Raw genomic sequence first — 24248 nt, 5'->3', positions numbered from 1 at the left:
GGAACTAGTATTAGCTTCTACCAAATATTCGCACGCTCGTTTTTAGCGCGCACCATTTTAGCGTCTTCCTTGCAGCCGAAGGCTTCGTAGAACTCGGGCATGTTCATGAGCGGGCCGTTGGTGCGGAACTGCGAGGGTGAGTGCGGGTCGGTTAGCACTTGCTGACGCAGGGCCTCGGGGCGGGCGTTGGTGCGCCACACTTGAGCCCAACCCAGGAAGAAGCGCTGCTCGGGCTTAAGGCCGTCGTAGTTGGGGCGTGGGCCGTTGCCGTACTGCTTGGCTAGCTGCTTTTGCAAGGCCGAGTAAGCGAGGGCCAAACCACCGAAGTCGGCTAGGTTTTCGCCCATGGTCAGCTTGCCGTTCACGAACACCGAATCCAGGGGCTGGAAGGCTGAATATTGCTTGCCCACCATGTCGGCGCGCTTCGTGAATTCTGCCGCATCTTCTTTGGTCCACCAGTCGCGCAGGTTACCCTCGGCGTCCGACTGCCGGCCTTGGTCGTCGAAGCCGTGGGTGATTTCGTGGCCGATAACGGCACCAATACCACCATAGTTCACCGCGTCGTCGGCCTTGGGGTCGAAGAACGGGGGCTGCATGATGCCCGCCGGGAACACGATTTCATTGAGCGAAGAGTTGTAGTAGGCATTCACCGTGGGCGGCGTCATGCCCCACACCGACCGGTCGATGGGCTTGCCATAGCGGCTGATCCGGTCGTTGGACTCCCATTCGCGGGCGGCAATTACGTTTTTCAAGTACGACTCGCGCGTGATATTCAGCGCCGAATAGTCTTTCCACTTGTCGGGGTAGCCGATTTTGACGCTAAATGAATTCAGCTTTTTGAGGGCTTCCTTCTTGGTTACCTCGCTCATCCAAGAAAGCTGCTGGATATGCTCGCCCATGGCTTCCTTGATGTTGGCCACCATCTCCTGGGCTTTCGCCTTGGTTTCGGGGGTGAAGGCTTTTTCCACGTACAGCTGGCCGAACGCTTCGCCCAACGCCGCATCCGTAGCCAGGTTCATGCGCTTCCAACGGGGCTGCTGCTGCTTGGCGCCGCTCAGCACCTGTGTGAAGCGGAATTCCTCGTCGACATACGCCTTGGGCAGCGCCGACGCCATCGACCCAACTAGGTGGGCACGCAGGTAGGTTTTCCAGTCAGCAATGGGCTCTTGCTTGAGCGCGACGTTAACTTCCTTGAAGAAATCAGGCTGACCTACAATCACTTCCTTAGCCGACGACAAGCCCAACTGCGGCAGCATAGCGGTAAGGCCGAGGTTAGGAAATTGCGCATTGGCTTCCGCCACGGTCATTTTGTTGTAGTTGGCGTACGGGTCGCGCAGCGCTACCCGCTCTTTGCTGGCCTTGGCCAATCGGGTTTCCAGGCGTACTACCGTTTCGGCGCCTTTCTTGGCCGTGGCCTCGTTGTCGCCGAGCAGCTTAAAGAGGTTGGTTAGGTACGTGATGTAGGCTGTGCGAACGGTTTTCGAGCGGGTATCATCCTTGAGGTAGTAGTCCCGATCGGGCATGCTGATGCCGCCTTGCGAGATGTAGAGCGCATACTCGGTGCTCTTCTTACGGTCTTGGTTGACGCCCAAGCCAAACACCGAGCGGGTTTGCAGCTTTTGCTGACGAACCAAGGCGTTCTGCAAGCTTTTCAAATCCTTCACGGCCTGAATGCGGGCTAGCTCGGGCTGCAAGTACTTCAAGCCAGCCTTTTCAATGGCCATCGAGTCCATGGCGGAAGCATAGAAGTCGCCAACTTTCTGGGCGTTGGTGCCTTTGGCCGCCGACGTGTTGGCGGCGGCTTCCTGCAGAATGCTACGCAACGCGGCATTGTTCTGGTCGCGGAGGATGTTGAATGAGCCCCACGAGGTTTGAGCGCCGGGAATGGGGGTGTTTTTCAGCCACGTACCGCCCGCATAGTGGAAAAAGTCGTCGCAGGGTGAAACCGACAGGTCCCGTCCGGCCAGGTCTAGGCCAACGCCCGGCACGGAAGCTGCTGCCGCGGTTTCAGTGGTAGTGCTAGCGGTAGTAGAGGCTGGCGTAGCGTCGGCACGGTCTGGCGCAGTGGTGGGGGTAGACGAGGCGCAGCCAGCTAGGGCAAAGCCAGCGGCCGTGCCGAGCGTAAGGAGTAAGTTTCTGTTCGAAATCATACAGTGGAAAAAGGGTTGTGGGAAATTGGTATTGATACTATGAGGCCGTGTGTCTTGCGGTAGCGTTAGCCGGTACAAGGTTTCACTACATCAAAATAAACTTGAGTTAGGTTCCTTGCCTGGGCAGCAGGTGGCCTACGCAAATGCTTGTTAAGCTAGTGGTTACGAACGATAGCGCCTACCAAATCTTGGCCCGGTCGCTTTCCGTGCGGACCATCTTCTGGCCGTCTTTGCAGCCGAAGGCTTCGTAGAACTGCGGCATGTTCATGAGCGGCCCGATGGTGCGGTACTGGCCCGGCGAGTGCGGGTCAGTGAGGATTTGCTGACGCAGGGCCTCGGGCCGAATGTTCTGGCGACGCAGCTGAGCCCAGCTCAGGAAGAAGCGCTGCTCGGGCGTGAACCCATCAATGACGGGGCGGGGCTTGTCGCCGTACTGCTTCTGGAGCTGCTTTTCAAGCGCGCCGTACACGATGGTGAGGCCCGCGAAGTCGGCCAGGTTTTCGCCCATGGTCAGCTTGCCGTTCACGTGCACTGAGTCGAGGGGCGAGAAGGCATCATACTGGCGGCCAACCACGGCGGCGCGCTTCGTGAATTCCGCGGCGTCGGCGGGTGTCCACCAGTCGCGGAGGTTGCCTTGCGAGTCGTATTGGCGGCCTTGGTCGTCGAAGCCGTGGGTCATTTCGTGGCCCATCACGCCACCGATGGCGCCGTAGTTGACGGCGTCGTCGGCGTTGGGGTCAAAGAAAGGTGGTTGCAGGTAGCCGGCCGGAAACACGATTTCGTTCATCGGCGGGCTGTAGTAGGCGTTGATGGTGGGCGGCGTCATGCCCCACTCGTTGCGGTCAATGGGCCCGCCGTATTTCTTCACGTTTTGAGCGTAGTTCCACTGCCGGGCTGCCAGCACGTTTTGCAGGTACGACTCTCGCGAAACAGTCAGGGCCGAGTAGTCTTTCCACACGTCGGGGTAGCCGATTTTCACGCGCAGGGCGTTTAGCTTTTTTAAGGCTTCGGCTTTGGTGGCGTCGCTCATCCAGGTGTTGGTTTGGATGTGCTCGGCCATGGACGCCCGGATGTTGGCTACCATTTCCAGGGCTTTCTGCTTGGCTGCTGGCGGAAATGCCTTGTCTACGTAGAGTTGCCCGAACGCCTCGCCGAGCGTAGCATCCGTGGCAGCCAGCATGCGTTTCCAGCGGACGGGTTGCTGCTTGGTGCCGCTCTGTACCTGCTGAAACCGGAATGCTTCGTCGCTGTACGCCTTGGGCAGCGCCGAGGGCACCGAGCTAACCAACTGCCAGGTTAAGTAGGCTTTGCTGTCGGCGAGCGGCGTGGCATTCATCACAGCACTAAGCTCTTGGAAGAAAGTTGGTTGGCCCACAATTACTTCTTTGGCCGCGCCCAACCCGTGAGCCGCCAGCAACACCGGTAGCCCCACGTGGGGGTACTGGCGCTGAAAGTCGGCCACGGTCATTTTGTTGTAGTTGGCTTGGGGGTCGCGCAGCTCCACAGGCGTTCTGCTGGCTTGGGCCAACTTTTTCTCTAACGCCAATACCGCTTCGGCCTTCTGCTTGGCCGCCGCTTCCGAGTCGCCCATGAGCCGGAAGGTGTTGGTCATGTAGGTGGTGTAGGCCGTGCGGATGGCCGTGGAGCGGACATCGTCCTTGAGGTAGTAGTCGCGGTTGGGCATACCGAGGCCCCCTTGGTAGAGGTTGACGGCGTACACCGTGCTGTTCTTGCGGTCGGGGCCAACGCCGGCCCGGAAAAAAGCGCCCGTGCTAAGCGCCATCTGGCGGGCCAGGCTGGCGTGCAGGCTTTTCAAGTCCTTGATGGCCGCAATGCGCTTTAGCTCTGGCTGCAAGTACGTTAGGCCCGCCTTGTCTAGTGCCGCCGAATCCATGCCCGACGCGTAGAAGTCGCCTACCTTCTGGAGGTTAGAGCCCTTGGTAGCCGAAGTATTGGCCGCAGCTTCTTCCAGAATCTGGCGGAGCATGGCTTGCGTCCGGTCGCCGAGCAGGTTGCGCGGCCCCCAGCTGGAAGCGTACGCCGGAATGGGGTTGCTCTTCAGCCAGTTGCCACCCGAGAACTGAAAAAAGTCGTCGCAAGGGGACACCGACGGGTTGATATCAGCTGGATTAATGCCCACTCCTTTGCTAGATGGGGCCGCCGCAGCCGCCGTGGCGTTGGCAGCGTCAGCCGGAGTGGTGGTGCCCGTGGAAGTGGTTGGTTTACTGGTGGTGCACCCAGCTAAGGACAAAACCATAACGGTCTTTAAGCCAAGCGAGTAGTAGTTTTTCTGCATGAGTAATACGTCGGTGGAAGGGGCAGAGCAGGCGGCAAGATAAAGCGTTCAGGAAACCTACGCTTCATCTTGTCTTAACGACAAGGACACCGCGCAACGCTTGGCGTTGCGGCACAAACACTATTTCAAGTGCTAATCTTTCGGGTGAAGGTGCAACGGTGGACCCCACCCCCGGCCCCTCTCGTCCGGGAGAGGGGTGTGTTCTAGTGGTGTTTGTAGCTTTTCGTCTGACACCCCTCTCTCGAAGGGGAGGAGCCGGGGGTGGGGTACCGTACAATTCTTTATCGGAAACAGATAACCGTCTTTCTATCGACCAAACATTCCCGCTTTCTTTGCCATCAACTTCCTTTCTATACCTATGAAAAAAGCTTTTCTTTTGCTGCTGCTCTGGTGCATTGCCGCGAGTGGCTTCGCCCAATCAGCGCAGTCGCCGCAACGCTTCTTCCCCAAGGAAAAGCTCACCCAGATTGGCGTGTACTACTACCCCGAGCACTGGGATGAAAGCCAGTGGGACCGGGACATCAAGAAGATAGCCGACCTAGGGTTCGAGTACATCCACGTGGGCGAGTTTGCCTGGGCGTTCATGGAGCCCAAGGAAGGCAAATACGACTTCAAGTGGCTGGACAAAGTGGTGGACCTGGCCGACAAGAACAAGATGCGGGTGATTATGTGCACCCCCACGCCCACGCCCCCGGTGTGGCTCACGCAGAAGCACCCCGAGATATTCCAGCGCAACAGCGAAGGCCAGGCCGCCGAGCACGGCTCGCGCAACAACTACTCCACCTCCAGCGACGTGTACCGCAAGTACACCGAGCAAATCGTGACCGAGTTGGGCAAGCGCTACGGCAAAGACAAGCGCATCATGGGCTGGCAACTCGACAACGAACCCGCCCGCGGCGTGGATTTCAGTCCGGCCGCTCAACAGAAATTTCGGACGTGGCTCAAGCAGAAGTACGGCACCATTGAGGCGCTGAACAAAGCCTGGGGTGCGGCCTTTTGGAGCGTACTATACAACGACTTCGACCAAATCAACATTCCGAACCAGCGCCTGCTCTATGGTCCGAGTCCCCACGCGGTGCTAGATTCCAAGCGCTTTGTGGCCGACCAGATGGCGGGGTTCCTGGACTTCCAAGCCGCTACGCTGCGCAAGCATCTGTCGCCAGACCAGTGGATTATGACCAACTACATGGTGATGGAAAACGCGCCCGGCTTCGACCCCACCCGCACCAAGAACCTGGACTTCACTTGCTACACCAAGTACCCCGTGCACGGCGCCGACGAGATGCTCGGCGACAAAGGATTCCGGGTGGGCTCGATGTCGGGCTTGGCTTTTCTCAACGACTACCACCACGCCCTCAACAAAGGGGTGTTTGGGGTGATGGAATTGCAGCCGGGCCAAGTGAACTGGGGCGCCATCAACCCGCAGCCCGAGCCCGGCTCGGTGCGCATGTGGCTATGGCACACCTTTGCCGGCGGCACGGCCCTTAACTGCACGTACCGTTTTCGCCAGCCGCTCTACGGCTCCGAGATGTATCACTACGGCATCGTAGGTTCCGACGGCGTGACGACTACGCCCGGCGGCCTGGAGTTTGCCAAGTACATCACGGAAGTGAAGGAACTCCGCAAGCAATACAAGCCCGCTGTCACCCCACCCACCGAAGTCACCACCCGGCGCACGGCCATCCTAACCAGCATGGACAACCTCTGGGACCAAGACATCCAGAAGCAAACCACGCAGTGGGACCCGTTCGGGCACCAGATGAAGTACTTCCTGGCCGCTAAAGCCCTCGGTGCCCCCGTCGATTTCGTGTCCGAGCAGATGGATTGGAGCGCCTACAAGATGCTGGTAGTGCCTGCCTATCAGCTGGTTGATGCCGCCCTGATTGCCAAGCTACAAGCCTACGCCAACAACGGCGGCCAGCTAGTCATAACCTGCCGCACCGGCCAGAAAGACCGGGACAGCCACCTGTGGCAGGCCACCTGGGCGGCCCCTATCTACAAGCTGATTGGGGCCCAGGTGCAGTTCTTTGATATGATGATGCCCGACACCGACGGGCAAGTGAGCTTTGCGGGCAAGAACTACCGCTGGAACAACTGGGGCGACGTGCTTAAGCCCTCGGCGGGCACCCAAACCTTGGGTACTTATACCAACCAGTACTACGTCGGCCAAGCAGCCGTTACGCAGGTCAAGCAAGGCAAAGGCACCGTCACTTATGTAGGCGTTGATACCGACGGCGGCGAGTTGGAGAAGAACATCATGCGGTCCGTGTACCAGCAAGCTGGCATCAAAACCGCCGACTATCCGGCGGGCGTGAACGTGGAGTACCGCGACGGGTTTTGGGTGGCCGTCAACTACTCCTCGAAGCCGTACACGCTGCCCCTGCCGGCGGGCAGCAAAATCGTGCTGGGCGAGAAAGTGCTGCCGTGCCCCGGCGTCACGGTCTGGACCAGCAACTAGTTCTATGCGAAGGACCTAGGTAGCCACTGCACATTGGTAGCTCCCCAAGATGGGTGTGTTCCGGCGTTGCTGGGCATGACTGTTTTGGGGAGCTACTACGTTACACCGCTTGGGAAACTGAAACCCCGCACCGCGTTCCAGAGTTTATCAGCCACCTCTACTATACCCTCCGTTCATGCGCACCATCAAGCAGCAGCACCGTGCCGTCAGTTCTCCCATAGCCGACTTGATTACGTACCGGGCCTTGCCCACCCAGTCGGTGGAGCACCTCGACCCGTTCTTGTTTTTGAATCACCACGGCCCGCAGGTGTATCGCCCCAACAACCAGGGCCTGCCTTTTGGTCCGCATCCGCACCGCGGCTTCGAGACGGTGACTTTCATTCTGGCCGGCGACATCATGCACCAAGATACCGGCGGGCACCAGAGCATTATCGGGGCGGGCGGCATTCAATGGATGACGGCGGGCAGCGGCCTGATTCACGCGGAGGTATCGTCGCCGGAGTTTAAGCGCACCGGCGGACCGTTGGAAATTTTGCAGCTCTGGGTGAACCTGCCCGCCAAAGACAAGATGACGGCCCCAGCGTATACTGGGTTGCAGGAGCCTGAAATTCCGACCGTTACGCTAGACGAAGGCCGCGTAGCTATTCACGCCGTATCAGGAGAGTGGGCTGGCACTGCAGGTGCTGTGCAGCCGCTCACCGACATGCAGTTGGCCACCATCAACTTTCAGGCGGGCGGTAAATGGCAGCTACCTATTCCCGCCGAACGCACCATCTTCTTCTACACCATCCGGGGTAAGCTGCGCGTAAACGGACAGGAAACCGAAGCCCTGCGCCTCACCGAGTTCAACTACGACGGCGACGAACTACACATCGAAGCCCTATCCGACGCGGTGTTGCTGCTCGGCCACGCACTGCCGTTTCAAGAGCCCATTGTGGCGGCTGGCCCTTTCGTGATGAACAGCGAAAACGAAATCCGCCAAGCCTACCAGGATTACCAAGCCGGCAAATTCGGCCGCTGGGCATAAAGAATAGGTTGCCGTACCGCGTGGTAGAGCAACCGTACGCCTCGCAGACAACAACAAGCCCTTGCTACCACTGGTAGCAAGGGCTTGTTGTATAAATTGATATTCAAGTCAACTAGCAACTAGATAAGCTGTTGCCCATGACTTGCTTGGCTAGCGTTTCTCCTGCCTAGGCTGCGCGCGCTCATATTGAACGGGCCACTTCACCTCAGCGCCCAACTCGTGGGCAGCGTGCAACGGGAAGTACGGGTCACGGAGTAGCTCACGGGCAAGCAGCACTAAATCAGCCTGGCCTTTAGTGATAATTTCTTCGGCCTGCGCGGCGGTGGTAATCATGCCCACGGCGCCGGTTGGTAGACCGGTTTCTTCCCGGACGCGGGTTGCGAACGGCACTTGGTAGCCTGGGCCAACCGGAATATCAGCCTTCGGTACGTTGCCACCGGTAGAGCAGTCGATTAGGTCCACGCCTCGCTCTTTCAGTAGGTGGCAAAGAGCCACCGAATCGTCGATGGTCCAGCCGCCTTCGGTCCAGTCGGTGGCCGAAATGCGCACTACCAGCGGGAGGTTATCGGGCAGCGCGGCGCGGGTGTCTTCGGTTACTTGCAGCAGCAGGCGGCAGCGGTTCTCGAACGAGCCGCCGTACTCATCGGTGCGGTGGTTGCTGAGCGGCGACAGAAACTCGTGAAACAGATACCCGTGGGCTGCGTGTATCTCAATTACTTGAAAGCCAGCTTCCAAAGACCGGCGCGTAGCCTCCTTGAAATCGGCCCGTACCTTCTCGATGCCGGCTTTGTCGAGGGCTAGGGGAGCGGGTTCACTGTTGGTAAATGCCTCGGCACTTGGCGCAACCGTCTGCCAGCCGCCCGCTGATTCGGGCACCACGGTGCCGCCTTTCCAGGGACTCTCGTGGCTAGCTTTGCGGCCGGCATGGGCCAGCTGAATGCCGGGTACACTGCCCTGGCTGACAAGGAACTCGTTGATGCGGCGCAAGCCCGCGATGTGCTCATCTTTCCAGATGCCAAGGTCGTCGGGTGTGATGCGGCCTTCCGGCGATACGGCGGCCGCTTCGGTCAGAATCAGGCCGGCGCCTCCCACGGCGCGGCTGCCAAGGTGTACGAGGTGCCAATCATTCGCAAAGCCATCCTGGCTACTGTATTCGCACATCGGCGACACGGTAATGCGGTTGCGCAACGTAATACCGCGCAACGTGAAAGGCGTGAAAAGAGCGGAAACAGCCATATAAGCAAACTAAAAAGTGCAGAAGGAATGGTCTGCATTAACTGTTCCTGGCGCTCAGGGTTTCACTTAACTTATGCTTTACGCAGCTGCACCCTTTGCATCGCCGCCGCGCGTGTGCCGACTATTCGCTGGTAGCAGCCCCGTTTGCGCGCCTGCTTTGGGTTTCGACGTTTTCTTTTCGGGCTTCTGCTTGTCGGGCTTTAGGGTGGGCTTCAGCTTGCTTGGTTTGCGAGAAGAAGCCTCAACATCCAGCGTAACAGGGCGCGGCGGCTGGGCAGGGCGCTGGGGAACCGCACCAGGAGGCGACACAACCGGCATACCCTGAGCTAGCAGGGCAGGCGAGCCACCAGCCCACCAGCTTATTAGCAACGAAAACAGCAGCTTTTTCATACCCGTGTGTTTTACAAATGAATACTAGAGGCTCTTGTATGGCGGTACGCCTCCGTAGCCGCAAGTATAGGAAAGACTCTATGCGTAGCTGTTGCGTTGCATGCGCTGCCGTCTTTATTGTACGCTCGTGCTTGATTACCAGTTTTTTATCGTCTAATTAGGCAAAGAATAGGAGGGAGCCGGGAAGTTAATAGGCAGCCTGCTGCTGCCGGCTGCTCCCAGTGGAGCGGCACTGGGCACAGAAAGCCAGAACTAGCAGTGAGGCCAGCAGTATTTCCAGCTACCTTCCGCTGCCTTCTTTATCTTACCTTCTGCTTACGGCCCAACCTTGCTACTCATGTTTGCTTTTTTCAGCGAAGTGCACCATCTCTTAACGGAAGCCGGTTGGTTTCCGGGTCGCACCGTTGACACGAAGCTGTACCGGCAGCAAGCCAGCCGGTTGGGGTTGCCGTGGCTGCCCGCCGCCGAAGCGTTTCTTCGCGAATTTGGGGGCCTCTCTTGCTACTTCACCCGCCACGACCACAGCACCAGCCGGGTATTTTTCGACGTGGAAAAAGGTGCGGCGTTTCCCGACTTAGCTTATCTGCTGCAAGAGTACAGCGTGCGAGTACCGCACGGCGTTTTGTCGGTGGTGGGCTTAGCGTATACCGATCCGCTATGCTTGCTCATGGACCAGGATGGAGCACTCTACGGCGCATTTCACGGCGGATTTTATCGGATTGCCAGCGCGGGAGTCCTTGGTATTGAAGCTATTCTGCTGGATTGGCCCTTCAAAGAGGTGCTCGCTAAAAGCTAGCCCAAGTGCGTATTCGTGGGCTTCAACTAGTACCTACCCGGCTGGGCCGCGTATATTTCCCCATGATTCCGCTTATCCACCAAACACCACGTCTCACGCTGTTGGCCGCCAGCCGCGCCCTACTCACGGCCGAACTCCACAAACCCCGCTACTTCCCGGTGCTGCTCGGTGCCGCCATGCCCACCGACTGGCCCCCCGGCGAATACGACCAAGAGGCCATGCACTACTTCCTCGAACAGCTCACGGCCGGCGGGCGCACGGCGGCGGGGTGGTACGGCTGGTATGCTATTCTCAAGGCCACGGCCACTATGCCCGCCACCCTCATCGGTGCTGGTGGCTTCATGGGCCCGCCCGATGCTACTGGCACCACCGAAATCGGGTACTCTGTATCAGCGGATTGGCGCCGGCAGGGCCTTGCCACCGAAATGGTGAGCGGCCTGATTGAACAAGCTGCCCGCACGGGTATGGTCCGCCATCTGCTGGCCTACACGCACCCCGACAATCCGGCTTCTCAGCACGTGCTGCTCGCCAACGGCTTCCAAGCCGCTGGCACTCACATTGACGGCCGCCTGCGTTTCGAGCGGGAAGTGGAGCCGGAAGTGGCATAGTCACTACGCCGACCCTCGGGCTAAGCTGATGCGGCGAGCAGTGGCTGTGCTTGAGTCTATGAGCTGTAAATCAACAGGGTATAGCTAGTAGCTTAGCTGGTCTATGTGCTCGCTGCCGCGGTGCTGCTTGGCGTATTCGGAGGGCGTCATGCCGTAGAGTTTGTGGAACACGGTGCGGAAGTGCTTTAAATCCTGCACCCCCACCTGGTACGCTACGTCCGACACCCGAAGCGGGGTGCTAGCCAGCAATTGGGCTGCCCGTTTCATGCGCACATCCCGAATAAACTCCACCACCGAACGGCCCGTGAGGCTCTTGATGCGGCGGTAGAAGAACGACTGGCTCATGCCCATTTCCCGAATCAGCACCTGCACGTTGAAGTCGCAGTCGGCGAGATTGTGCTCCACTACGTGCATGGCCTTCTCCAAAAACTGCTGGTCCACCTCCGGGATGGTGATTTCCGTGGGTTCCAGCAAAATCTGCCGCTCGTAAAATTCGCGCAGCTTGCAGCGGTTACGCAGGATGGCGGAAACCTTTGCGTGCAGAATTTTCGGGTTGAAGGGTTTGCTTACATAGTCGTCGGCTCCCATTTCCATGCCTTCCAACTCGTGCACGGCCGCCGTTCGGGCCGTGAGCAGCACCACCGGAATGTGCAGCGTTTGGGGGTGCTGCTTGATTTTCTGGCACAGTTCCAACCCGGTGCTGCCGGGCATCATGATGTCACTGATAACCAAATCTGGCAGCAGGACTTGCGCCAACTCCCAGCCCTCCACGCCATCGGCGGCCACACTTACATCGTATTCGGAATTGAATAACAGCTCCAAGTAGTGGCGCACGTCGCTGTTGTCTTCCACAATAAGCAGGCGGCGGGTGCTCGTGCGGGGTTCTTCCAAGGGTTCCGGCAAGTGCTCGGCAGCAGGAGTAGCCAACTGGGAGGCGGGCGTGTGGAAAGTAGGTTCCGCGTGGGAAGCAGCCGGTTCCAAATCAGTGAGGGCCAGGTGCTGATGGCCGAACGGCAGGCGCACCGTAAACGTCGCGCCTTGTTCCACTTCGCTTTCCACGGTGATTTCGCCTAGGTGGCGCTCCACAAATTGCTTGACCAACGACAACCCAATGCCGGTGCCCATCATGCGCAGGGTTTCGGTCTGGGAGGCTTGGTAGTAGGCATCGAAAATGTTGGCTAGCTCCGAAGCTTCCATCCCGATGCCCTGGTCGATTACTTTTATCTCCAGGTAGTTGTTGTCGAGGCCGGTGGCGCCGAAAACGGCCGGGCTGGCCGGGTCGCCGACTACCGTGGCCGTAACCGTGATGCTGCCTTGCTCCCGGGTGTACTTGAACGCGTTAGACAACAGGTTGGTCAGCACGATTTCCAGCTTGCCTTGGTCGAAGTACAGCTCCACGGGTTCGGAGGGGGCCAGCAGCGTGTAGGTCAGCTGGCGCTCTTCGGCTTTGAGCTTGAAAATCAAGAAGATTTCCGTCAGAAAGCCCACAATATCGGCGCGGGCGGCGCGCAGCGGTACCTGACCGGCTTCCACCTTGCGGAAGTCCAGGAGTTGGTTCACTAAGTCCAGCAGCTTGCGCGTTTGCTTGTGCATGAGCACGATGCTGTCTTTGAGGCCCGTAAACCGATGGGCCGCCGTTAGCAGTTCCTCCATTGGCCCCAGAATAAGGGTGAGCGGCGTGCGCAGCTCGTGCGACACGTTGGTGAAGAAGCTGAGCTTCAAGTCTGTAAGCTCTTTTTCCTTTTCCACCCGGAACTTCTCGAGGGCCAGCTTGCTCTTCAACTGCTGCTGGGCCAGCGTAACTTGGCGGTACACCCACAGTGCCCCAACCAGTGCGAGGCCGTATAGCATATAAGCCCACCACGACTTCCACCAGGGTGGCAGTACCGTGAACTGCAACCGAGCCGGCTGCTTGGACCACAGACCGTCGCCGTTGCTGGCTTTCACCAAGAACGTGTAGTGGCCGGGCTGCAAGTTGGCGAAGGTGGCGGCCCGTTGCCGGGGCGCGGCTTCCACCCAGCCCTTGTTATAGCCAACCAGCTGATAGGCATAGTGATGCTTGTTGGGCGTAGCATAATTAAGACCCACAAACTCCACTGTGAAATCGTTTTCGTCGTCGCGGATAGCTACGGTTTGGGGCCGCGCAAAGTCTTTAGTTAGCAAGACGCGCCCATTGATGGTTTCGCCCACGGCCACCGACTTGTTGGCAATGCGCAAGCCCGTGATGCGCACCACTGGCGGAAACGGGTTGGTTTGGATAGCACGCGGCTTGAAATAGCTGATGCCGTTGATGCCCCCAAAATATAAGGTACTGTCCTGGGCCCGGCAGGCGGCCCCGATTTTGAAAGCGTTGCTTTGCAGACCGTCGGCCACGTCGTAGCGCAGGTAGTGGCGGGTGGCGGGCGTAACGCGGTAGAGGCCGGTGCCGCCAATCCAGAGGTGGCCGTCTTCATCGGCCAGAATACTTTCCACGTCGGTTTCCGGCATCCATTGGCTGCAGCGCCGAATGGTTTCCCGGCCTTGCTGGTCGGTGACCAACTGGTGCAGCCCGCCGCCGATAGTTCCAATCCAAAGAGTGCCCTGGCGGTCTTGCAGCAGTGGCCACGTGTAGTTGATGCTCAGGCTGTTGACGTCGTGCTTGTTGTACTGGAAGTGCTTGAGCAGCACCAAGGAGTCGGCCGTTACGCGCAGCTTAAGCAAGCCTGCGTCGCGGGTGCTAGCCCAGAGCACGTCTTTCTTTTGGTCGTAGAGCAGGTACGTGAAATGTTCGGTGGGTAGGCCCGTGGCTACGCGGTAGGTTTGCAATAGCTCGCCGGCCTGGTTGAAGCGCGCCAAGCCGGCATTGAAGGTGGCCACCCACATGGTGCGGTACTGGTCTTCTACCACGCTTTCAATGCTCGTCGCCGCCTTGTCGGGCTGCTTGGACAGGGCCTTGAGGTTTTCAAGCTTTTCTGCTCCGGCCGACCGCCTCAACGTGTACAGCCCGTGGGTGCGCGACCCCAGCCACAGCGTGCCGTCGGAGGCTTGCGTAACCGCCGACACATCCACGCCGGTCACGTCACCGGACTGCTGCCAGCTCAGGTAGTTGCGGTACGTTTTGCGGGCTAAGTCATAGCACGAGAAGCCGTTGCGGGTACCTATCCAGAGCTGGTTGTTGGCTTCGTCTTTATAGATGGCGTTGACGTAGTTGTTGGGCAGCGAAGACTGGCCGGTAAGCTGGCGTTGCAACTGCCCGAACGGCTTTTGGCGCAAATCCACTTTGTTGAGGCCCCCGGCGGAAGCGGCCAGCCACATCACCTGGTTGCGGTCTTCGAACAGCTGATGCACCCGCTCGGATTGGAGGCTGAATGGGTCGCCGCCCACCGGCAAAAACAGGGTGGGCTTGGTGGGCTGCACGGGAGGCGTACTGCCCGTTACGGCCCCGGCCTGCCACACATACAAACCGTAGTCGGTGCCCACCCACAGCCGCCCAAATGAGTCGAGGCGCAGGGCATGAATGTCGCGGCAGGCTTGGGGTAGGGGATGGGCAGCGAGGTTGCGCGCCCGCAGGCGGTCCGTGCGGGCCACCCAAAGCACTTGGTGGTTGGTGCCAATCCATAGGTCGCCCCGGCTGTCTAGGTGTACGGCCCGCACGGTGGCGAAGCCCAGCGGTGCCCGGCGAGCCGCTAGCGTAGCGGGTAGCGTGGCACCCGCTTCAACGAGGCGGAGGCCCGCCCCGAGGGTGCCCACCCACACCTGGTTTTCCGGCGCTACCACCAAGCTCATCACCTGGTAGTTGGTGTAGTTGTCTTCTGCGAGTGGCACTTGGCGCAGGTGCGTCAGCTTGCCTTGGGCATCAAACCCCAGCACGAAAATGCCGCGGTGCTGGGTGCCCACCCACAGGCGCCCGTACGGGTCGGAGGCAATGACTACCACGTCGGCTTGGGCAAGCTGGCGGGCCAGCGGCCGGTACAGAAGGGGTACGTCCTGCTCGCGCAGGTGCTGAAAACGGTCGTGGTCGGCGTCGTAGAAGCTAAGGCCGCTGCTTTCCGCGCCCGCCCACAAGCGCCCGTTCCGCCCGACGTGGAACGCCCGGACCCGGTTGCCAGACAAGCCGTTCGAGGAGTTTACGGGCAAAGAATACTGCTTGAGGTCGTAGCCGTCGTAGCGGTTGATACCCCGGTTGGTACCAATCCAGAGGAAGCCGGCACTGTCCTGCACAACGGCCATGGCGTCGCTGTGCGAGAGGCCATTGTTGACGGTGAGATGCTCGAACCGAAATTCCCCGGGCGTGCTCTGCGCCCAGCCGACCTGGCCCGTCAACGCCAAGAGAAACAGACAGCAGACCGAGGCAATCGACCATTTCATAGAACTAGGTATTCAACCCCATGCGGGGTGTAAAAGCAAAGGAAAATGTGCGCCTTTTTCGGCCTAACGGGCTCATCTATTATAGCCATAACAGTTGAGCTATCAGACAAGACGGTTGGCCGAGAAAACGCAGCTTACAGACAAGCATACTTTTCAAGCGCAGACCAATTTACCCCTTTTTTCGACTAAAAACCCCTAGTTTATTCAACTATCAGCCGGAAGAATCCTGTTTTGAGGGCGGAACAGACCAATTTGCCCCTGCTTTTTTGTGGAAATCCCCCTGCTGTAGCCCGATGGAGTCCGGTACTTTAGGGTCCACCAAACAAGGGGCTCGCACTGCTCGCCAGCAGTCATCTTATCGGCCCCCGCAACCAGCGCTATTAGCCTGCCTAGTACCAGGCGCCGCTCGCTGTATTGCCCACTCGCTTTTTCAAGAGTACCTCCACTACTACGCATAGGGGCATTCCCGTGCCTAGCCTGCGCAAACGATTGCGAATTTCTATCCCCTTTTAACTACCTGATCCTTTCTTCTTCATCATGCGACATCTTGGTCTGCTCGTATTCGTCTTTTTGAGCTTGGTGCTACAACCCGCACCAGCAACTGCGCAAGTTGCAACGCACACCTTCGCCCTCGGCGACGAAAACTTCCTGCTCGATGGCAAGCCGTTCCAGATGATATCGGGCGAGCTGCACTACCCCCGGGTGCCGCGCGAAGCCTGGCGGGCCCGCATGAAGATGGCCCGGGCCATGGGCCTGAACACGATTGGTACCTACGTGTTCTGGAACCTGCACGAACCCGAGAAAGGTAAGTTCGATTTCAGCGGCAATAATGATATTGCTGCCTTCGTGCGAATGGCCCAGGAAGAAGGACTGTGGGTGGTGTTGCGGCCCAGCCCCTACGTGTGCGCCGAGTGGGAATTTGGCGGCTACCCGTACTGGCTGCAAAACGAAAAAGGCTTGGTGGTGCGCAGCAAGTCGCCGGCGTTTCTGGCCGAGTACCGGGCGTATATCCAGGCCGTAGGCAAGCAGCTGGCGCCGTTGCAAGTCAACCACGGCGGGCCCGTGCTCATGGTGCAAGTGGAAAACGAGTACGGCTTCTACGCCAGCGACAAAGAGTACTTGGAGCTTAACCGCAAGCTGTTCCTGGAAGCCGGTTTCGATGGGCTGCTTTACACCTGCGACCCGGCTGCCAAGGTGGCCCAGGGACACCTGCCCGGTCTGTTGCCCGCCGTCAATGGCCTCGACAAACCCGAGGAGGTGAAGAAAATTGTGCGCACCAACCACGGCGGCAAGGGGCCCTATTTCATTGCCGAGTGGTATCCGGCTTGGTTTGACTGGTGGGGCGCCCCGCACCATACCGTGCCCGCCGCCCAGTACACGGGCCGCCTGGATACGGTGCTGGCCGCGGGCCTCTCCATCAACATGTATATGTTTCATGGCGGCACCACACGCGGCTTCATGAACGGCGCCAACTTCAGCGACACCGTCGCCTACGAGCCCCAGATCAGCAGCTACGACTACGATGCCCCGCTCGACGAGGCTGGCAACGCTACCCCCAAGTTCATGGCTTTTAGGCAGGTGATTCAGAAGCACTTGCCGGCAGGCGTGAAGCTACCTGCCGTGCCAGCAGCCAAGCCCACCATCACGCTGCCCGCAGTGCAGCTCACGCAAGCAGTAAGCCTGTTTGACGTGCTGCCCGCCCCTAAAGCAAACGCCACTCCGCTCACGTTCGAAGACCTCAACCAGGCCTACGGCTACGTGCTCTACCGTGCCACCGTACCAGGAGGCAGTACCAGCATGCTCAAGATCAAAGACTTGCGCGACTATGGGTTGGTGTTCGTGAATGGCAAGCGGGTGGGTATCCTGGACCGCCGCCTCAAGCAAGACAGCCTGCTGCTTACGCTGCCCAAAGGTCAGGTGAAGCTGGAAATTCTAGTGGAAAACCTGGGGCGCATCAACTTCGGCAAGTACCTGCTCCAGAACCGCAAGGGTATCACCGAGCAGGTGGTGCTGGGCGGCAAGGAGGTGAAGAACTGGCAGATGTTCAAGCTTCCCTTCGAGCAAGTAAACGCCGCCCTATTCAAAGGCAAAGCCACGCCAGCCACCCCCGGCGGCCCAGTGCTCAAGCGTGGCACCTTCGCCCTCACCCAAACCGGCGACACCTACCTCGACATGCAAGCCTACGGCAAAGGCTGCGTCTGGATCAACGGCCATTCGCTCGGGCGCTACTGGGAAATCGGGCCGCAGCAAACGGTGTACGTGCCGGTGGAGTGGCTGAAGAAGGGCGAGAACGAAGTGGTGGTGCTGGAACTGCTTAAACCCGAAGTCAAAACCCTCACCAGCTCGCCCAAGCCTATCCTGAGCCGGCTGCCCTCTCCGGCTACGGGCAAGGTGCACTAGTAGCCTAGCCCACCAGGTAACATCAGAACAAACGCAGCTTAAGAGCTTGTGCAAACAGGCTCCGGATGCCTCCCTTTTCCCCTTTGGTTTCACCTAATTCCCACACTCAGCTTATGAAGAATCTTACTTTTCAGAAGGGGTTTGCGCTGTGCTTGCCTCTAGCCTTTCTATCGGTGACGGGGGCCTTTGCCCAAACGAGCACCGTTAAGGGGAGGATAACCGATGAAACCGGCGCTGGCCTGCCGGGCGTAACCGTGCTGCTCAAGGGCACCTCCACGGGCACCGCCACCGACAACCAAGGCAACTACTCCTTGAGTGTGCCGGACGTAGCGACGGGCGTGCTGCAAATTTCGTTTGTGGGCTATAAGCAACAGGAGCTTCCGCTTTCCAACCGCACCAGCCTGGATGTGCGGCTGGCCGCCGATACTAAAGCCTTGGATGAAGTGGTAGTGGTAGGCTACGGCACGCAGGACAAGCGCAGCCTAACCAATGCCGTAACCACCGTGCAGGGCGAAGACATTGCCAAGCTCACCGTGGCCGATGTAGGCAGCGCCCTGCAAGGCAAAGCCGCTGGCGTATCGGTGGTGGGCGCCGGTTCGGAGCCGGGCGGCACCCCGCAAATTCTGATTCGGGGTTTGTCTACCATCAACGGCAACAGCCCGCTCTACGTGGTGGATGGCTTGCCAGTGGCCAACATCAACTACCTGAACCCCAAAGACATTGCCAGCCTAAGCGTGTTGAAGGACGCGGCTTCCGCGGCCATTTACGGGTCGCGGGCGGCCAATGGCGTTATCCTGATTACCACTAAAGCGGGCACCAAAGGCGAGCCTCAGATTACGCTCGACGTGACCTATGGCGTGTCGAACCCTACCAACATTCCGGACATGGCTACCTCGAGTGAGTACGCCAGCATCATGAACCTGGCGGCCACCAACTCCAACCGGCCCGTGGTGTACCCCGACCCTAGCGCCCTCACGGAAAGCACCGACTGGTGGAAAGAAATTTCGCGCCGGGGCAGCACCCAGAACTACTCGGTGGGCTTGTCGGGCGGCAGCGACCGGGTGACGTACTCGACGGGTATTAGCTACTTCAAGGAGCAGGGGTTGATTCGCAATTCCGACTTCGACCGGTTGTCGTTGCGGCTGAAAACCGAGTACCAGGCGGCCAAGCGGCTGAAGGTAGGCGAGGACTTCAACATCTCGGTGACCAACCAGAAGTTCTTGAACAACAATGCCTTGTTCCGGGATGCTTTCAACAACGACCCCATTACGCCGGCGCGGGTAGCGGGCACGTCCGGCAACCCCTACGACTACTACGGCGCCTCGCCAACTGATATCGGCAACCCGCTGGCGGTGATAGAGCGCAACGACGACAAGCGCAACCAATACTTCCTGGTGGGCACCGTGTACGCCAACTACGAGTTCGTGCCGGGCCTAATTTTCGAGACGCGGTTTGGGTCCAACAACAACGTGTACGAGCGCAACGCCTTCACGCCCTTCTTCACCATCGACGCCAACGAGCGCAACCAGGTGAACTCGGTGACGCGGGAGCACAACATCGAAATCAACTGGAACAACACCAACACCCTGAACTTCACCAAGTCGTTGGGTGAGCACAACCTGACTGCCCTGGCCGGCGTGACGCTGGAGCGCTTCTCGCTCCGTACTGAGCGGGCCGATGGGCAGGCCATTCCTAGCAACGAGCCGGACCTGCGCTACCCTGATGCTGCCACGGCCAACTTCAGCGTGGCGGGCAACACTTTCGTCAACACCATTGCCTCCTTGATTGGCCGGGTGAACTACGACTTCAAGGGCCGCTACTTGCTGGGCGCCAGCATCCGGCGCGACGGGGCCTCGGTGTTTCCGTCGGGCAACCGCTGGGGCGTGTTCCCCTCGGTGTCGGCGGGCTGGCTGCTCTCCGACGAGGAGTTCATGAAGGGCCTGAGTCCGGTTAACTTCTTCAAGCTGCGGGCCAGCTGGGGCCGGGTAGGCAACCAGAATATTCGCAGCATCACCAACAGTGCCTACACCGGCACGCTGGGCCGCGTGTTCTACGTAACCGGCGACGGCCGCACCGAGCAACTGGGCGTGGTGCAAAGCAACGTACCCAACCCCAACGTGAAATGGGAAACGGTGGAAGACTACGACCTCGGCGCCGACCTGGCTTTCCTAGATAACAAGCTGACTGTGACGGCCGACGTGTTCCGCCGCAACACCATAGACATGCTGATGAGCCAGTCGATTCCGGGGCACGCCGGCTACGGCTACAACAGCCCGGTAACCAACATCGGCAGCATGAAAACCAACGGCCTCGACTTCTCGGTGGGCTATGCCAAATCAACCGGCGACTTCACCTACGGCGCCAATATCAACGCCACCCGGGCCGTGAGCAAAATCAAGAAGCTCGCCAACGGCCAAGCGCTGTACTCCGGCAACACGCCCATTTTCGGGCGGCCTTCCAAAACCGAAGAAGGTGGCTACGTGGGCGCTTTCTACGGCTACCAGACCCAAGGTATCTTCCAGAACCAGGAGGAAATCAACGCCCACACCGGCCCTGATGGCCGCCTGATTCAGAGCGGTGCCCAGCCCGGCGACTTCCGCTACGCCGACCTCAACAACGACGGCACGATTGACGCCAAAGACCAGAAGTATATCGGCAACCCCACGCCAGACTTGACCTTCGGGGTGAACCTGACAGCTGGTTACAAGAACTTCGACCTGCAAATTTCGCTGGCCGGTAGCCTCGGCAACGACGTGGTGAACGTAACCAAAGGCTGGACCTATTCGGGTAGCTACAACTACAACAAAATCTCGGGCCTGGAAGACAAAGCCTGGCACGGCGAAGGCACCTCGAACACGGTGCCGCGCATTGTAGCCAACGACAACAACCAGAACCTGACGCGCTTCTCGGATTTCTACGTGGAAGACGGCTCCTACGCCCGCATGCGCAACCTACAGCTCGGCTATACGCTGCCGCAGGAAGCGTCCAAGGTGTTGCGCATGAGCAGCTTGCGCGTGTATGTGAGTGCCCAGAATCTGTTCACCATCACCAACTACAGCGGCCTGGACCCCGAAATCGGCTACGGCCGCTCTTACACCGATGCGCCGTCGGCCCTGAACCGGGGCGTCGATATTGGCAACTACCCCACTTCCCGCACCTATCTGGTGGGCGCCAACATTGCTTTCTAATTCCTTCCAGCCATCGAAATCATGAAAAAATATAGCCTCCTGTTTGTGCTGGCGCTCGGCCTTGGTTTGCAAGCTTGCCAAGACTTTTTGGAAGAGCCACCCCGGGGTCAGCAAACCGTTGACAACTACTTCAACACCGCCGCTGAGTGCAAGGCCGCCGTTATGGGCTGCTACTCTACCACCGACCAAGACGACTGGTGGAAGATTGACCGCACCCGCATGTTCGGCGATGCCGGCTCCGACGATGCCTGGAAAGGCAACTCTATTGCTGGCGACCAGCGTGAGTTCGGCGACTTTGCCCGCTTCTTCTGGCTGCCCAACAACGAGTGGTTCGACAACCGCTATACCCATATCTTCCAGGCCATTGGCAACTGCAACGCCGCCCTGGTAGGTATTGCCAAAGCGCCTATTGATGCCGAGTTGCAAAAGCAATTGCTGGCGGAAGTGAAGTTCATCCGTGCTTACAACTACTTCGAGCTAGTGAAGGGCTACGGGGGCGTACCGCTGGTGCTCGCGCCGGTGTCGCCGAGCGAGTCATTGACGCTGCGCCGGAACACCACAGAAGAGTGTTACGCGCAAATCATTGCGGACTTGAAAGATGCTGCCGCGGCCCTGCCCGAGAAAAGAGCCCAACCTGCCGGCGACCGAGGCCGCGCCACCAAAGGCGCCGCCAACGCCTACCTAGCCAAAGCGTACCTCTACACCGAGAAGTGGGCCGAAGCCCAGCAGTACGCTGAAATCGTAATCAATTCCAACCAGTACAACCTGAACGACGAGTTCAGCCGGGTCTGGAGCGTAGATAACCCGAACGGCAACGAATCCATCTTCGAGCTGAACTACAACGCCAACCAGACGTTCCCGCTTGGTACCTACCTCACGTCGGTGATGCGCAGCCGGGCCGATGGCGGCTGGGGCTTCAACACGCCCAGCAGCAATCTGGAGCAGGCCTTCGTGCGAGAAAACGACCCCCGCCTCAAGTGGACCATCATCAAGCAGGGCGACAGTGTGGACGTGAAAACGCCCGGCTTCGACTACACCAAGTATGACACCAAGCTTTCGGAAAACGAGTCGGGTCGCATCAGCCGCAAGATGTTTTTGCTGCTGAAAGACCGGCCGGCCAACGAAGGCAACCGCGGCCCTCTCAACCGCATCGAACTGCGCTACGCCGACCTGCTGCTTATGCACGCCGAAGCCTCGTACCGCTTGGGACAGGAAGTGAAAGCCCGGCAGTCGTTGAACCTAGTGCGGGCGCGGGCCAACCGCCTCAAGCCTGGTACTGTGCTGCCCCGCACGTCTACCGGCTCGGCGCTGCTCGACCACATCTGGCTGGAGCGCCGCTTGGAGCTAGCCATGGAAGGCCACCGCTACTACGACCTGGTGCGTCAGAAGCGCCTAGTAGCCGTTATGACGGCCTTCAATGCCTCGCAGCTCACCAACACCGACCCTTATGACAAGGGCAAGTTGAAAGACCAGATATCCGAGAAAAACAACCTGTTCCCGATTCCTACGCCGCAGATTCAGCTCTCCGGTGGCAATGTGGAACAGAACCCCGGGTACTAAGGCCTAGGAGCCTTCACTTGGTGGCACGGGTCACCAAGAACAAGACATTCTTTTGAGGATGGGATAATCCGGCTGGTTGACTTAGGTTGGCCGGCCGGATTAGCTGGTTCTGGGGTTTTGAGTGGCGCGCATAGCGTACCATATGGCTTTGTTTAACTTGCTTTCAATGAGAATAGTAACAGAATGCAGTGCTTGGTTTTCGTATTCGCGGGCTTCACTGGGTAACCGCTTGGGGATAAGCGCGCTCGTCCTGCTGGCGGCGGTCAGTACCGGGCAAGGGCAAACGAGCAAACCTGCTGAAACTACTCCGGTGGTAACGGTGCTGCTGGACGACACAAAAACCTACCAGACCATCGACAACTTCAGCGCCTCCGATGCGTGGGCGTGCCAGTTTGTGGGCTTGTGGCCAGCCGCTAAAAAGGAAGCCATTGCTGATCTGCTGTTCAGCACCAAAGACCAGGCCGGTGGGCAGCCTAAAGGTATCGGGTTGTCGATGTGGCGCTTCAACATTGGGGCGGGCAGCGCCCAGCAGGGTGAGGCCAGCGGCATCAAAGACGAGTGGCACCGAGCCGAATCGTTCCTGACCCCCGACGGCCGCTACGACTGGACCCGGCAGGCTGGGCAAGTCTGGTTTTTGCAGGCGGCCAAGCAACGGGGTGTGCCGCAGTTTCTGGGCTTCTTGAACAGCCCACCAGTGCAGTACACCGTTACAGGCCGGGCCTTTGCGGCCGATGGCAAAACCAACATGGCACCAGCCAATTACAATGCCTTAGCCACGTTCATAGCCAACGTGGTGCAAGGCGTGCAGAAGACCACCGGCATCCTCTTCGACTACGTCAGCCCGGTGAACGAGCCGCAGTGGGACTGGAGCGACCCCAAGCAGGAGGGCAGCCCGTTTCGCAACAACGAAATCAGCGGCATTGCTAAAGCTCTGAACGCCGCGTTGGTAGCCCAGCAACTGCCCACCAAGATTCTGATACCTGAGTCAGGCAAAATCACCTATCTGTTCGGCCCCGACGACAAGCCCGACCGAGGCGAGCAAATCAAGGCCTTCTTCAATCCGAGTGCAACGGCCACCTACGTGGGTGACCTGCCGCGCATGGCCCGCACCGTAGCCGGCCACAGCTACTTCACGTCCTCGCCCTACCCGGCAGCCGTGGCCATGCGCCAACAACTGGCTGCCAACGTAGCGGCTGTTGATAAGCTAAACTACTGGCAATCTGAATACTGTATTCTGGGCGACAACGATGGCGAAATCAACGGCAACAAGCGCGACTTGGGCATGGACCCCGCCTTGTACCTAGCCCGCACCATCCACGCCGACTTGGCCGTAGCCAACGCCGCCGCTTGGCAATGGTGGTTGGCCGTTTCGCCCTACGATTACAAAGACGGCCTGATTTACGTCGACAAAACCAAAGCCGATGGCAACTACCAACCCAGCAAGATGCTGTGGGCGCTGGGCAACTACAGCCGCTACATCCGGCCTGGCGCGGTGCGGATAGATGCCCGCCTCGCTCAAGACCCCGGCTCAAACAACCAGTTGTTGGTTTCCACTTACAAGAATGCCGCTGGTAAGCAGCTAGTTACGGTGCTTGTCAACTCGGCGGCCGCCCCGCAGGAGGTGCGGCTTCAGCTCCAGCAGAAGAAGCTGGGCGCCGGGCGCACCTACGTTACGTCCGCCACCACCGACCTGAAGCCCGGCCCGATGGTGAAAGCCGGCCAGCCCCTGCATCTGGCTCCGCGCTCCATCACCACGTTGGTCAGCGACTACCGCTAGCGTTTGCCTGACCTT

General features: G+C 59.2%; 13 protein-coding genes. 8 read left to right on the top strand and 5 right to left on the bottom strand.

The window, feature by feature from the left end; all coding sequences use genetic code 11:
* Positions 1-17: 17 nt before the first annotated feature.
* Together MTX78_RS22535 and MTX78_RS22530 are read right to left on the bottom strand one after the other, a co-directional pair.
* Complete coding sequence (locus MTX78_RS22535) at positions 18-2150, bottom strand: M13 family metallopeptidase (RefSeq protein ID WP_243798543.1); 2133 nt, start codon at positions 2148-2150, stop codon at positions 18-20.
* A 178-nt stretch (positions 2151-2328) separates the two neighbouring features.
* Positions 2329-4407, bottom strand: a complete 2079-nt coding sequence (locus MTX78_RS22530; protein WP_243798541.1) for a M13 family metallopeptidase — start codon at positions 4405-4407, stop codon at positions 2329-2331.
* Positions 4408-4804: 397 nt separating this feature from the next.
* On the opposite strand from MTX78_RS22530, the gene MTX78_RS22525 reads away from it, so the two are divergent.
* Both MTX78_RS22525 and MTX78_RS22520 read left to right on the top strand, forming a co-directional pair.
* Positions 4805-6904, top strand: coding sequence for a beta-galactosidase (locus tag MTX78_RS22525; RefSeq protein WP_243798539.1), 2100 nt, complete (start codon positions 4805-4807; stop codon positions 6902-6904).
* Between the two features lie 175 nt (positions 6905-7079).
* Positions 7080-7931: a pirin family protein gene (locus MTX78_RS22520; protein ID WP_243798538.1), complete on the top strand. Its 852-nt coding sequence runs from the start codon at positions 7080-7082 to the stop codon at positions 7929-7931.
* Positions 7932-8081: 150 nt separating this feature from the next.
* On the opposite strand, the gene MTX78_RS22515 is transcribed toward MTX78_RS22520, so the two are convergent.
* Both MTX78_RS22515 and MTX78_RS22510 read right to left on the bottom strand, forming a co-directional pair.
* The gene (locus tag MTX78_RS22515) at positions 8082-9167 is read right to left on the bottom strand and encodes an NADH:flavin oxidoreductase/NADH oxidase (RefSeq protein WP_243798536.1); all 1086 of its coding nucleotides are present in this window, start codon (positions 9165-9167) and stop codon (positions 8082-8084) included.
* A gap of 78 nt (positions 9168-9245) precedes the next feature.
* Entirely contained in the window at positions 9246-9557 is a 312-nt protein-coding gene (locus MTX78_RS22510) for a hypothetical protein (protein WP_243798534.1), read from the bottom strand.
* 337 nt (positions 9558-9894) lie between these two features.
* On the opposite strand from MTX78_RS22510, the gene MTX78_RS22505 reads away from it, so the two are divergent.
* Together MTX78_RS22505 and MTX78_RS22500 are read left to right on the top strand one after the other, a co-directional pair.
* The gene (locus MTX78_RS22505; RefSeq protein ID WP_243798532.1) at positions 9895-10353 is read left to right on the top strand and encodes an SUKH-3 domain-containing protein; all 459 of its coding nucleotides are present in this window, start codon (positions 9895-9897) and stop codon (positions 10351-10353) included.
* A 62-nt stretch (positions 10354-10415) separates the two neighbouring features.
* On the top strand, positions 10416-10961 hold the full coding sequence (locus MTX78_RS22500) for a GNAT family N-acetyltransferase (protein ID WP_243798530.1): 546 nt from the start codon (positions 10416-10418) through the stop codon (positions 10959-10961).
* An 84-nt stretch (positions 10962-11045) separates the two neighbouring features.
* Here MTX78_RS22500 and MTX78_RS22495 read toward each other — a convergent pair whose 3' ends face one another.
* On the bottom strand, positions 11046-15308 hold the full coding sequence (locus tag MTX78_RS22495) for a two-component regulator propeller domain-containing protein (protein ID WP_243798529.1): 4263 nt from the start codon (positions 15306-15308) through the stop codon (positions 11046-11048).
* Positions 15309-15845: 537 nt separating this feature from the next.
* Between MTX78_RS22495 and MTX78_RS22490 the strand changes: the two genes are divergently transcribed.
* The 4 genes from MTX78_RS22490 (at position 15846) to MTX78_RS22475 (ending at position 24233) form a co-directional block, all read left to right on the top strand.
* Complete coding sequence (locus MTX78_RS22490) at positions 15846-17708, top strand: glycoside hydrolase family 35 protein (protein WP_243798527.1); 1863 nt, start codon at positions 15846-15848, stop codon at positions 17706-17708.
* 113 nt (positions 17709-17821) lie between these two features.
* Positions 17822-20896: a SusC/RagA family TonB-linked outer membrane protein gene (locus MTX78_RS22485; RefSeq protein WP_243798525.1), complete on the top strand. Its 3075-nt coding sequence runs from the start codon at positions 17822-17824 to the stop codon at positions 20894-20896.
* Positions 20897-20917: 21 nt separating this feature from the next.
* On the top strand, positions 20918-22456 hold the full coding sequence (locus MTX78_RS22480; protein ID WP_243798524.1) for a RagB/SusD family nutrient uptake outer membrane protein: 1539 nt from the start codon (positions 20918-20920) through the stop codon (positions 22454-22456).
* Between the two features lie 166 nt (positions 22457-22622).
* Complete coding sequence (locus MTX78_RS22475) at positions 22623-24233, top strand: glycoside hydrolase (protein WP_243798522.1); 1611 nt, start codon at positions 22623-22625, stop codon at positions 24231-24233.
* The last annotated feature ends 15 nt before the right edge of the window (positions 24234-24248 follow it).

Origin of the sequence: Hymenobacter tibetensis, from assembly GCF_022827545.1 — a bacterium.
Taxonomy (GTDB): domain Bacteria; phylum Bacteroidota; class Bacteroidia; order Cytophagales; family Hymenobacteraceae; genus Hymenobacter; species Hymenobacter tibetensis.
This window is presented reverse-complemented; position numbering and strand designations above follow the sequence as displayed.